Genomic DNA, 13,084 nt, shown 5'->3' with positions numbered 1-13,084 from the left:
GTCAAGGATTCCACTTGTTGGAGAGCGCCGGCCGCACGGTTTTCACCGCGGGCTGGTCTTCGATGAAGTTGTCCGGGTAGTAGCCGAAACTGGTCACGCCCTGGCGCTTGAGGCGTCCCATCCAGTCGGCCAATTGTTCGCCCTCAATATCGCTGACCGGTTTGCTGTCCCAGTCACGGGCCTGCAATTCGAACACCGTGCGCTTGAGGGCGCCGGGACGGGCCTTGACGGTCTGGACCAGACGCTCCAGCCAGGGGCCGGACTGCGCACGGGTCTGTTTCTCCATCAACGGCATGGCCATCGGTGCCGTCCAGTCGTAGGCACCGAGGAAATCGTCGAGGTTCTGGGCGAACCAGGCTTCGCTTTCAGGGTTGAGCATCGGTTCGGCAAAGATATTGCGCGCCGTCAGCACCTGCGGACCGCGAATCGCCCGGACCTTGGCGGTGAGTTCATGGGTGAAGTCGATGAGGTAGCGGCTCTTGAAGCGGGTCCAGCGTTGCAGCGCAGCCGGGTCTTCGCGCAGGGCGGCGATGGACGTCGGCAGGCCGTTGGCGGCATAGACCTTCAGGGCTGCGGGGCTGGCATCCTCGAAGTCGGAGAACACGGCGTCGTCGTGGTACAGGACGCCGTCCAACGAGCTCATTCGTGCCAGGTCTTCGTAGATTTCGCCGATGACTTTGCGCACGTTCGGATCGAACGGCGACAAGCGCACGTACTGGTCCGGGGCGATGGCGGTCCTGCCGGTTTCCGGATCCCAACGCTGTACTCGCTGCAGCTTCGCATCCAGGGCAAAACTGAGCACCGGCATCCAGGCATAGACCTTGGCGTTGGCCCGGGTGCGCAGTTGCCATGCAACCCGGTCGAACAGATCGGCCCGTACCGGCAGGTGACGGTTGGGGAAATACAGTGAATGCACCAGGCCGTCGCCCTTCGGATCGGCGAAGGCCTGCAAGAACACCGTGTTGGCGCCCAGGTCGGAAATGCGCTGGATCAGTTTGCCGACATTGGCTTCCTGCTGCACGGGGTCGGGGTCGTAGACATAATCCAGGTCAACATGAACCACGCGCATCGGGTCCAGCGTCTGCACCGAAACGATGCTCTCGGCGAAATGTGCGCCATCCGGATCGGAAGCCACCAGAAACCGCGGCCCGCTCATCAGGTTATCGAGGCTGTCGAGGCCGTCCTCCAGGGTCAGGGCCATTTTATAACCCTCGCTGTCGATCACCTGCAGCGCGGTACCATCGGCCTCCCCGTAAGGCCAGACCCAGATTCGCGGACGGTAGCCGGTGACCTTGCGGATTTTCTCGGAGATCGACGCGACGTCCTTGCGCAGGCGCGCCTGGAAATCGGCCTCGGCTTCATAGCGGCCAGTGACGGGATCGTAGCGCCGGGTGGTGGCCGCGGGTTGCTGGTTGCCTTGCGGGTTGGCGGGAATGCCTTTGTGATTGGCGTCGGTATGAGCAGCGATCTCCACCAGCCCCGATTTCGACACTTCACGAATCTGCTCCCAGGTCAGGAACTCGGAGCGCTTGCGCGGTACCCCGGCGAAATCCACCGGCTGGTTAAGCGGCGTATCAATCCAACTGCCTACCGGCGCCAGGATTGCCGGCCAGTTATAGGCGCGCAGGATCGGCATGACACGGGTATAGAAACTCGAATAGCCGTCGTCGAAGCTCAGCAGCACTGCACGCGGCGGCAGTTCAGGGCCGCCATTGCGGGCGGCGATGATCTGGTCCACGGTGACCGGCTGATAGTTGTTTTCCCGCAGCCACGCCAGTTGTTCGATCAGCCGCTCGGTGCGCACGGCCACCAGCGCCTGGTCCGGATCAAGATCCTCGACGTCGTGGTAGGCGATGCCGAGCACATGATTCTTCGGCCACGGCTCATCGTTGGCCGCCAGCGGGCGTTGCGAGGGCGGCGTGAACGCCGGGGCCTGCTGGGCACACGCGCTGATCAGCAAGACCCCCAGCAGAAGGATGAATCGCGAAATGACAGGCATCTTCAAACTCTTCTAGAAGCGGTAGGTGAGGTCGACGAGCAGGCGCAGATCGCTTTCACGATCGCCGTCGTAAGGGCGGTTGAGCCAGCTCAGGGTGGCGCCGGCCTCAAGCACGTCGTTCCAGATGAAACGCTGGCCGTAGCCGAGCAGTCCCATGGCGCCGGTGCCGTGGTCGCGCTGGCTGTAGCTGCCGGCACCGACCTGGAATTGCTGGCTCCACGTGGTTTCGTAACGACGATGCAGCACGTGGTTGGCCGTGACGGTCGGCATGACGCTGAAGTCCGACTTGGGGTTGAAGTAGGGCACTTCGTTGGAACCACTGTTGCGGCTGGCCTCCACGTCCAGGCCCAGTTCCACTTGCAGGCGTGGGGTGCTGTAGATGCCTTCGCGGCCGGTCAGCAGGGTCTCGAGACGGTTGTTGCCATCGCTAAAATGGGAGGGGCTGACCGTCAATCGCCACTCACGGCTTTCATGGGCCCGCCAGCGGATGAAGCCGCTGCCGCCGTTGGCGCGAATGCCGCTGTTGAGCGCACGCAGCGGCGTGTTGACCGAGAGATAATCCAGACTGCCGCCGTACTGCCAGTGATCATCGATATCCCGGGCCACCGCCACGCGGGCGCCCTGTTTGTCACCGGAGCCATAGGCGTGGTTGGAGACCTCCGCTTCCAGGGTCATGTCGCGGCTACGGCGCTCGACACCCAGGCGCTGCCAGCGGTGATGGCCGGTGCCTTCCTCGAAATCGCCAGTGGCGTAACCGACGCCGCCGAACAGCCGCCAGTCCTCGTCGATGGGTGGGCTGTAGAGCAATGTTTCGATACCGAAGTCCCGGCTGCCGGTGACCGCGCCGGCGTCACCGTTGCCGCCGCCATAACTTTTTCCGGTGTAGGCCTCGATGCGCAGTTCAGCCATGTCGTGCACGTCGCGCTGGCGTTGCAAGCGTTTGACATGGGCGTTTTCCGGATAGCGAGCAACCACGTCATCCGTCAGCGCATCCAGCTGCCGCCATTCCTGCAAATCCATGGCGGCGCGGGCCTGGGCGATTTCCAGGTCACGGTTGCGCGGGGTGGTCGCCTCGACTTCCTTGAGCAGACTTTCCGAACGTCGCGGCCAATCCCGCGCCTGATACAGATCAGCCTGGGCCAGCCGCAGGCCGATATTGCCCGGTCCTTGATTGACCAGGGTTTCCAGGCGTGCCTCGGCGGACGGCAGATCAGCACCATACGTCCCGGATTGGGCGGCGAGTTGCTGGGCATCCATCCATTCGTCGTTGGGATTACCGATTGGCAGCCCCTTGAGCTCGACCCGTGGACGCTGGGACTTCGCCAGGTCCTCGGCCAAGGCACGGGCCTCTTCAGACTTTTCGCTTTCCAGCAGTGCGTAATAAAGCGCGGTACTGTCTTCGAAGCGATCCGCCGCATCGGCGTCCGGCGCCGTCAGCACTCGTCGGTACAGGTCGACAGCGATCTCCGGCTCACGCTGCTCCAGGTAGGAGGACGCCACCCAGCGCAGGGCATAAGTGGGAATACTCACGCCTTCGGCGATCAACTTCTGGTACTCGGCAATCACTTCCGCCCGACGGGCCCGGGCATTGAGCGCGCCCATGCGGTCGATTCGCCAGCGGAGTACGTCATCATGGGCCTCGGCCACCGGGGTCCAGGTGGCGAGCAACTTATCGTAATCGGCCAGGGCACGGTCAGCGATGACGAAGCGCTCCTTTTCGCTGCGACTGGCCATGTCCGCCAGGCGAACCCGTTCGGCTGCCACGTCGCCTTCCAGTCGACGCTGCACGCCACGGTCGATCAGCCCCGGCTGGAGACGAGCCAGACGCAATGCCGGCTCCGGCAGGCGTGCACGCTGCAAGGCATTGATGTATTCCCCGGCGATTTCGGGCCAGTTGCCCGCACGCGAGAAGGCCTGGTCGTACTCGAACAGTGCCTCGTGAGGATTGCCGGCGCGGGTCAGGGCATAACCCAAGGCCATTCGACGCGTCGGGTCTTCAGGCTTCTCGGCGACCATGGCCCTGGCCCGATTGACGGCTTCATCAGGCTTGCCGGCATCGGCCTGGGTCAAGGCCAGGCCGAGTTGCAGGTCGGGGTTCTGAGGATCGATCAGCAGCGCCTGGCGGTACAACTCGGCAGCCGAATCCCAGCGCTTGAGGTTGCGATAGGCGCGGGCCGTTGCGCTCAGTGCCTGGACCGGCAGGTCATGATGGTGCCCCTGGGTCTCGTAGACCTTGACCACTTCGGTATCCAGGCCGGCCCAACTGGCAATCTGCAGATGATCACTGATCTGCGCGGCGCTGGCCCGTCCGGCCGGTAGCTGACGCAGCATGGTCAACGCAGGCATGTAGTGGCCGGCACGGGCGTCGAGCACGCTCTGGTCATAGGCGGTATCGGCGAATGCGAAGGCCGGCCAGCACAACTGGCTGCACAACACGGCGCCAAACAACGGGCGCAAACCGCATTGAATAAGAGGACCCACAATACGCGGCATTCGTCAGCATCCTTACATGGCCAGCCGGGTCGCAATGCCCCCTTGCCCATCAAACAGGAAGCCGGATCAAAGGAATCCAGCCAAGCTCTAATGGGCTTAGTTTTGCATTGCCGGGTGGGTCATTTTCCAGAACGCCACAATTCTTCAGAATCGATACAGATTCGACACTTATCAAAAGATGAAAAAAAACCGGCCCGTGCTCAATGCACGGACCGGTTCTTGATGTTGCACAAGGCTGTTACTGAACGGCGACGCCGCCACCCACCTGGTTCATCACAAACGCTGTGAATTCTTCGACTGTCATTTTCTGACCGTTGAAATCAACCTGGTTATTGGCGTAGCGCAGCTTGGTCACCACATCGTTGCCTTCCAGTGTCGCCAGTTGTGTGCCCACTGCCATAGAGCTGAACATATCGCTGGTGGCAAGGGCCTGATCAGCGATCAGTTTAGCGTCCGTCTGACCTTCCATCTGGGCTTGCACGGTCGCCAGGTCTACCAGCATCGGCTTGGACACTTTCACGTTGAATTCCAGCAGGGCGAGCAATTGACGACCCAGCTCATCAGGCGGCAGGTCCATCGATTGCGGCTTGGCCAGATTGACGACCAGGCTCGCACGGCTTTCACCGCTGGCGGTACTGAACGACAGATTCTCCAACGCCACCTGCGGACCACCGGCCAGGAGTTTTTCCAGGTCGGCCTTGACCTGTGCCTCTTCGGCCTCGGTCAGGCTCAACTCCGGAGCGGGCTCACCGGCTTCAGCGGCCTCGGCAGCGGCTTTTTCATAGGGCTGCAGCTTGGCCTGATAAACCTGCATCAGCGACATGGTTGCGGGGATGTCGAGGTTCTTCACACTGATTGCCATCTGCGCGGCGCCAATGGTCTTATCGTTGAACGACAACTCTCCGATCTTGTAATCGGCACGCCCCGAAGCGCTGGTGCCGCTTTCGGTGCTGCTGTTCTTCATCTCGATATTCTTCAGGCCCACCACGGACTTCTGCTCACCGAAGCTGGCCTTGGTGTTGCTCAGGATCAGGGCGTTATCGCCCATGTAATAGCCGTAGGTGCTTTTGCTCAGGTTGCTGGCAAGCGTCAGGCCATTCAGCTCGACCAGTACCGGGCTCTGATCTTCTGCGACGCTGGTCAGCTTGAGACTGTCCATGTAACCGTCGGCCTTGATCTTCTGTGCCTGGGCGCTGGCGGCCAGGTCGATTTTGAGGCCGGAGAAGACAACCTGGGATTGCTCATCCAGCTTGGCATCCAAGGGCAGCAATTCCAGCGTGCCGTTGACCGACTGGTCGTAGCCCAGGTTGAACACACCTTTAACAGGAGATTTGTCCTTGGCGGCAGCGAACCATTTTTCGGTCAGCGGGGTCCGCTCGATCTCGGTGTGACTGGTGGCCATGACCGGCAACCACTTGAGCGTCACCAGACGCGAAAAAGGCAGCGGACCGTGTTCGATGTTGTCCACGAACAGCAGCTCAACCGCTTCGCCACCAAACATATCGCCTGCGCCTTTGAGGCGATAATGGGCGGTGCTGCTGAAGATTCCACGGTCCAGCGAAACCAGCTCGATCGAGGAGGAGCTGTTGGAGCCGGCCAGGGCAGTCACCATCTGCTTGTTACTTTCAGCAATGGCAGTTTGCAGCACGCCCTCAAGCTTGGTCCCGGTGTACCAGGCGCCGCCCGCACTGACAGCGCCGATCGCTACAACGATTCCCAAGAGTACGCTTGCTGATTTATTCATAAGTGACCCGATCGATATCCATGGTTGAAAAAAGCCGTCGTCTTCCCTGACCCACGAAGGGTGTGGCTTGACGCCGTAAAGTGGGGGGAGATTACCATCAGGCACCCCTGGGGGCCCAATGTTTAAAGGGGGAAAAGCAAATTCTTGAGAGGTGGTCTACGAATATTCGACTTCAATTTCGTCCAGCTGATGGTCGAAAGTCCTGAGCCGTGCCGTCCAGGTGTACACCAGTACTTCGAAATCGCGGTTGATCACCGCTGCGCCCGATGGCTCTGCACGGGGGTCGCAGAAGTCCAGCTGATAACGCTCACGGGCCATGGCATTGGCGACATCACACAGCTCACGGGCATTGCTGAGCCAATGCCAACTGCCCTGAGCGACTTGTTTGTCCAAGGCGGCACATTGGATTTTCAGGGCTTCGAGGCTTTTTTCCAGCGGAGTACCTGTGAGCTCGCCCATGACCTCCTGAAAGGTGCGACCAGGCTGCCAGTAGCTGCCCCAGAAATAACGATCGAACACTGTTTCGACCCGTCGTAATGCGACCTTGGTGTCCCATATCAGCACCAGGGTCTTGCCTTGTCCTAGATGTTTCTTCTTGATGCGTTGCCCTTGCAGCGAAGCCCAGGCGACGACAGCAATGGATATCACGCCGATCAGCGCAGACGCACTGTCCAGGAATATCAGCGCCTTTTCGATCTGATGAGTCAGCATGACGCCATAGAAATAAGTGGCCGAAAGCAACACCAAGGCTGCGATGGCACACCAGAAACCGGGAGCATAAGGGTTTTTCATTATTGGAATCCCCATGACCAGTGACGCGTTGACGTCGCGGGTTCCGTTTTTTGCCAGTCCCCCGACACTCACAGCATAGCAACGGCACCAGGGTTTGCCGGGGTGTCGACAGCAATCAGGGGTACGATCCGATTACCGGCCCAAAACGACAAAACCCCTGTCTGCGTCAGCAGACAGGGGTTTTGGGAATTCAATCTTGACGATGACCTACTCTCACATGGGGAAACCCCACACTACCATCGGCGATGCATCGTTTCACTGCTGAGTTCGGGATGGGATCAGGTGGTTCCAACGCTCTATGGTCGTCAAGAAATTCTGTGACCAGCCCGTTCAACAGCAACGAGCCGGAGAAAATCGATAACTTCTACTAAAAACAAAACCCCTACCTGCGTCAGCAGATAGGGGTTTCGGAATTTAATCTTGACGATGACCTACTCTCACATGGGGAAACCCCACACTACCATCGGCGATGCATCGTTTCACTGCTGAGTTCGGGATGGGATCAGGTGGTTCCAACGCTCTATGGTCGTCAAGAAATTCGGGTACTGAGTCGGGACCGGTTGGCCTCGCTTCAGCAAATTGGGTATGTGACAGTCGGTGTTTTGCGAGTCAGTCGAACTTTCGGTTCACTTCGTCTTCACACACCGCAATCTGGTGCCCTTTCGGGTCAGCAAATTGCTTGGGTGTTATATGGTCAAGCCTCACGGGCAATTAGTACAGGTTAGCTCAACGCCTCACAGCGCTTACACACCCTGCCTATCAACGTCGTAGTCTTCGACGGCCCTTCAGGGAGCTCAAGGCTCCAGTGAGATCTCATCTTGAGGCAAGTTTCCCGCTTAGATGCTTTCAGCGGTTATCTTTTCCGAACATAGCTACCCGGCAATGCCACTGGCGTGACAACCGGAACACCAGAGGTTCGTCCACTCCGGTCCTCTCGTACTAGGAGCAGCCCCTCTCAAATCTCAAACGTCCACGGCAGATAGGGACCGAACTGTCTCACGACGTTCTAAACCCAGCTCGCGTACCACTTTAAATGGCGAACAGCCATACCCTTGGGACCGGCTTCAGCCCCAGGATGTGATGAGCCGACATCGAGGTGCCAAACACCGCCGTCGATATGAACTCTTGGGCGGTATCAGCCTGTTATCCCCGGAGTACCTTTTATCCGTTGAGCGATGGCCCTTCCATACAGAACCACCGGATCACTAAGACCTACTTTCGTACCTGCTCGACGTGTCTGTCTCGCAGTCAAGCGCGCTTTTGCCTTTATACTCTACGACCGATTTCCGACCGGTCTGAGCGCACCTTCGTACTCCTCCGTTACTCTTTAGGAGGAGACCGCCCCAGTCAAACTACCCACCATACACTGTCCTCGATCCGGATAACGGACCTGAGTTAGAACCTCAAAGTTGCCAGGGTGGTATTTCAAGGATGGCTCCACGCAGACTGGCGTCCACGCTTCAAAGCCTCCCACCTATCCTACACAAGCAAATTCAAAGTCCAGTGCAAAGCTATAGTAAAGGTTCACGGGGTCTTTCCGTCTAGCCGCGGATACACTGCATCTTCACAGCGATTTCAATTTCACTGAGTCTCGGGTGGAGACAGCGCCGCCATCGTTACGCCATTCGTGCAGGTCGGAACTTACCCGACAAGGAATTTCGCTACCTTAGGACCGTTATAGTTACGGCCGCCGTTTACCGGGGCTTCGATCAAGAGCTTCGCGTTAGCTAACCCCATCAATTAACCTTCCGGCACCGGGCAGGCGTCACACCCTATACGTCCACTTTCGTGTTTGCAGAGTGCTGTGTTTTTAATAAACAGTCGCAGCGGCCTGGTATCTTCGACCGGCGTGGGCTTACGCAGCAAGTGCTTCACCCTCACCGGCGCACCTTCTCCCGAAGTTACGGTGCCATTTTGCCTAGTTCCTTCACCCGAGTTCTCTCAAGCGCCTTGGTATTCTCTACCCAACCACCTGTGTCGGTTTGGGGTACGGTTCCTGGTTACCTGAAGCTTAGAAGCTTTTCTTGGAAGCATGGCATCAACCACTTCGTCACCCAAAGGGTAACTCGTCATCAGCTCTCGGCCTTAAGATCCCGGATTTACCTAAGATCTCAGCCTACCACCTTAAACTTGGACAACCAACGCCAAGCTGGCCTAGCCTTCTCCGTCCCTCCATCGCAATAACCAGAAGTACAGGAATATTAACCTGTTTTCCATCGACTACGCTTTTCAGCCTCGCCTTAGGGACCGACTAACCCTGCGTCGATTAACGTTGCGCAGGAAACCTTGGTCTTTCGGCGTGGGTGTTTTTCACACCCATTGTCGTTACTCATGTCAGCATTCGCACTTCTGATACCTCCAGCAAGCTTCTCAACTCACCTTCACAGGCTTACAGAACGCTCCTCTACCGCATCACTTACGTGATACCCGTAGCTTCGGTGTATGGTTTGAGCCCCGTTACATCTTCCGCGCAGGCCGACTCGACTAGTGAGCTATTACGCTTTCTTTAAAGGGTGGCTGCTTCTAAGCCAACCTCCTAGCTGTCTAAGCCTTCCCACATCGTTTCCCACTTAACCATAACTTTGGGACCTTAGCTGACGGTCTGGGTTGTTTCCCTTTTCACGACGGACGTTAGCACCCGCCGTGTGTCTCCCATGCTCGGCACTTGTAGGTATTCGGAGTTTGCATCGGTTTGGTAAGTCGGGATGACCCCCTAGCCGAAACAGTGCTCTACCCCCTACAGTGATACATGAGGCGCTACCTAAATAGCTTTCGAGGAGAACCAGCTATCTCCGAGCTTGATTAGCCTTTCACTCCGATCCACAGGTCATCCGCTAACTTTTCAACGGTAGTCGGTTCGGTCCTCCAGTCAGTGTTACCTAACCTTCAACCTGCCCATGGATAGATCGCCCGGTTTCGGGTCTATTCCCAGCGACTAGACGCCCTATTAAGACTCGCTTTCGCTACGCCTCCCCTATTCGGTTAAGCTCGCCACTGAAAATAAGTCGCTGACCCATTATACAAAAGGTACGCAGTCACCCAACAAAGTGGGCTCCCACTGCTTGTACGCATACGGTTTCAGGATCTATTTCACTCCCCTCTCCGGGGTTCTTTTCGCCTTTCCCTCACGGTACTGGTTCACTATCGGTCAGTCAGTAGTATTTAGCCTTGGAGGATGGTCCCCCCATATTCAGACAAAGTTTCTCGTGCTCCGTCCTACTCGATTTCATGACCAAGAGATTTTCGCGTACAGGGCTATCACCCACTATGGCCGCACTTTCCAGAGCGTTCCGCTAATCTCAAAGCACTTAAGGGCTAGTCCCCGTTCGCTCGCCACTACTAAGGGAATCTCGGTTGATTTCTTTTCCTCAGGGTACTTAGATGTTTCAGTTCCCCTGGTTCGCCTCTTGCACCTATGTATTCAGTACAAGATAACCATCTTATGATGGCTGGGTTCCCCCATTCAGACATCTCCGGATCACAGTCTGTTTGCCGACTCCCCGAAGCTTTTCGCAGGCTACCACGTCTTTCATCGCCTCTGACTGCCAAGGCATCCACCGTATGCGCTTCTTCACTTGACCATATAACCCCAAGCAATCTGGTTATACTGTGAAGACGACATTCGCCGAAAATTCGAATTTCTCAATTACGAGAACTCACAAATTTTACCTTAGCCTGAACACCACCAGTGAAAGTGGCCTTCAGTCTATCTTTCTATCACATACCCAAATTTTTAAAGAACGATCTAATCAAAAGACTAGAAATCAACATTCACCATCGTCTCGATGGAATGCTCATTTCTAAGCTTTCAGCAACAGAAGCAGTAGTGGTGGAGCCAAGCGGGATCGAACCGCTGACCTCCTGCGTGCAAGGCAGGCGCTCTCCCAGCTGAGCTATGGCCCCGTATTTCTACAGGCGTTTCCCACACAAAATTGGTGGGTCTGGGCAGATTCGAACTGCCGACCTCACCCTTATCAGGGGTGCGCTCTAACCAACTGAGCTACAGACCCAATTTCGGGCTGCTTCTAATCGTCTTCTTCAATGAATCAAGCAATTCGTGTGGGAGCTCATGGAGCAGCTGCTGTCGTCGATTAAGGAGGTGATCCAGCCGCAGGTTCCCCTACGGCTACCTTGTTACGACTTCACCCCAGTCATGAATCACACCGTGGTAACCGTCCCCCCGAAGGTTAGACTAGCTACTTCTGGTGCAACCCACTCCCATGGTGTGACGGGCGGTGTGTACAAGGCCCGGGAACGTATTCACCGCGACATTCTGATTCGCGATTACTAGCGATTCCGACTTCACGCAGTCGAGTTGCAGACTGCGATCCGGACTACGATCGGTTTTATGGGATTAGCTCCACCTCGCGGCTTGGCAACCCTCTGTACCGACCATTGTAGCACGTGTGTAGCCCAGGCCGTAAGGGCCATGATGACTTGACGTCATCCCCACCTTCCTCCGGTTTGTCACCGGCAGTCTCCTTAGAGTGCCCACCTTAACGTGCTGGTAACTAAGGACAAGGGTTGCGCTCGTTACGGGACTTAACCCAACATCTCACGACACGAGCTGACGACAGCCATGCAGCACCTGTCTCAATGCTCCCGAAGGCACCAATCCATCTCTGGAAAGTTCATTGGATGTCAAGGCCTGGTAAGGTTCTTCGCGTTGCTTCGAATTAAACCACATGCTCCACCGCTTGTGCGGGCCCCCGTCAATTCATTTGAGTTTTAACCTTGCGGCCGTACTCCCCAGGCGGTCAACTTAATGCGTTAGCTGCGCCACTAAGAGCTCAAGGCTCCCAACGGCTAGTTGACATCGTTTACGGCGTGGACTACCAGGGTATCTAATCCTGTTTGCTCCCCACGCTTTCGCACCTCAGTGTCAGTATCAGTCCAGGTGGTCGCCTTCGCCACTGGTGTTCCTTCCTATATCTACGCATTTCACCGCTACACAGGAAATTCCACCACCCTCTACCATACTCTAGCTCGACAGTTTTGAATGCAGTTCCCAGGTTGAGCCCGGGGCTTTCACATCCAACTTAACGAACCACCTACGCGCGCTTTACGCCCAGTAATTCCGATTAACGCTTGCACCCTCTGTATTACCGCGGCTGCTGGCACAGAGTTAGCCGGTGCTTATTCTGTCGGTAACGTCAAAACCATCACGTATTAGGTAACGGCCCTTCCTCCCAACTTAAAGTGCTTTACAATCCGAAGACCTTCTTCACACACGCGGCATGGCTGGATCAGGCTTTCGCCCATTGTCCAATATTCCCCACTGCTGCCTCCCGTAGGAGTCTGGACCGTGTCTCAGTTCCAGTGTGACTGATCATCCTCTCAGACCAGTTACGGATCGTCGCCTTGGTGAGCCATTACCTCACCAACTAGCTAATCCGACCTAGGCTCATCTGATAGCGCAAGGCCCGAAGGTCCCCTGCTTTCTCCCGTAGGACGTATGCGGTATTAGCGTCCGTTTCCGAACGTTATCCCCCACTACCAGGCAGATTCCTAGGCATTACTCACCCGTCCGCCGCTCTCAAGAGGTGCAAGCACCTCTCTACCGCTCGACTTGCATGTGTTAGGCCTGCCGCCAGCGTTCAATCTGAGCCATGATCAAACTCTTCAGTTCAAACATCTTTGGGTTTTGAGAAAACCCTAAACTTGGCTCAGCAATCGTTGGTTACATCTTTGATTTCTCGCGGAGTAACTTGTGATGCTGATAATCTGTTGACTAGCAGCCTGACTCCACAAGCACCCACACGAATTGCTTGATTCAGTTGTTAAAGAGCGGTTGGCTGAGCCTTTCGTCTCAACCGAGGCGCGCATTCTACAGCGCCTGGCGTTACTGTCAAGCGGTTATTTTAAGAAGTTTTCCAAGTTTCCTTATCAACTTCAACCACTTGCGCTTCCGATCTCTCGTCAGCGGGAGGCGAATTCTACAGCGTTACTCGCTGCTGTCAACACCTCTTTTTCACCGCTTTCGACCGAGACGATCGAACCGTCGATAGAGCCAAACAACACTGCTCTACCCACTCCTTCCGGACTTCGATGAACTG

General features: G+C 56.8%; 4 protein-coding genes, 2 tRNA genes and 4 rRNA genes. All 10 read right to left on the bottom strand.

Going from position 1 to position 13,084, the window contains the following annotated elements:
* Position 1: 1 nt before the first annotated feature.
* The 10 genes from pgaB to LOY67_RS00670 all read right to left on the bottom strand — a co-directional run bounded on the left by pgaB (position 2) and on the right by LOY67_RS00670 (position 12,657).
* Complete coding sequence (gene pgaB / locus LOY67_RS00715) at positions 2-1,999, bottom strand: poly-beta-1,6-N-acetyl-D-glucosamine N-deacetylase PgaB (protein ID WP_265065494.1); 1,998 nt, start codon at positions 1,997-1,999, stop codon at positions 2-4.
* A 12-nt stretch (positions 2,000-2,011) separates the two neighbouring features.
* Positions 2,012-4,492 (bottom strand): poly-beta-1,6 N-acetyl-D-glucosamine export porin PgaA, encoded by a 2,481-nt coding sequence (pgaA, locus tag LOY67_RS00710; protein ID WP_265065493.1) that lies wholly within the window; start codon positions 4,490-4,492, stop codon positions 2,012-2,014.
* A gap of 238 nt (positions 4,493-4,730) precedes the next feature.
* The gene (locus tag LOY67_RS00705) at positions 4,731-6,236 is read right to left on the bottom strand and encodes a YdgA family protein (RefSeq protein ID WP_265065492.1); all 1,506 of its coding nucleotides are present in this window, start codon (positions 6,234-6,236) and stop codon (positions 4,731-4,733) included.
* 156 nt (positions 6,237-6,392) lie between these two features.
* On the bottom strand, positions 6,393-7,028 hold the full coding sequence (locus tag LOY67_RS00700; protein ID WP_265065491.1) for an NADH:ubiquinone oxidoreductase subunit N: 636 nt from the start codon (positions 7,026-7,028) through the stop codon (positions 6,393-6,395).
* Positions 7,029-7,222: 194 nt separating this feature from the next.
* Positions 7,223-7,338 (bottom strand): 5S ribosomal RNA (rrf, locus tag LOY67_RS00695).
* 108 nt (positions 7,339-7,446) lie between these two features.
* Positions 7,447-7,562, bottom strand: a 5S ribosomal RNA gene (gene rrf / locus LOY67_RS00690).
* Between the two features lie 156 nt (positions 7,563-7,718).
* Positions 7,719-10,609: ribosomal RNA gene (locus tag LOY67_RS00685) — 23S ribosomal RNA — on the bottom strand.
* A gap of 246 nt (positions 10,610-10,855) precedes the next feature.
* Positions 10,856-10,931 (bottom strand) — tRNA-Ala (locus LOY67_RS00680).
* Positions 10,932-10,961: 30 nt separating this feature from the next.
* Positions 10,962-11,038 (bottom strand) — tRNA-Ile (locus LOY67_RS00675).
* Positions 11,039-11,120: 82 nt separating this feature from the next.
* Positions 11,121-12,657 (bottom strand): 16S ribosomal RNA (locus tag LOY67_RS00670).
* Together the 16S, 23S and 5S rRNA genes with 2 tRNA genes alongside form the textbook arrangement of a ribosomal RNA operon.
* Positions 12,658-13,084: the final 427 nt, after the last annotated feature.

The sequence above is a fragment of the Pseudomonas sp. B21-056 genome (assembly GCF_026016325.1).
Taxonomy (GTDB): domain Bacteria; phylum Pseudomonadota; class Gammaproteobacteria; order Pseudomonadales; family Pseudomonadaceae; genus Aquipseudomonas.
Note: the sequence above shows the minus strand (reverse complement) of the source record. Positions and strands in the feature narration are given on the sequence as shown.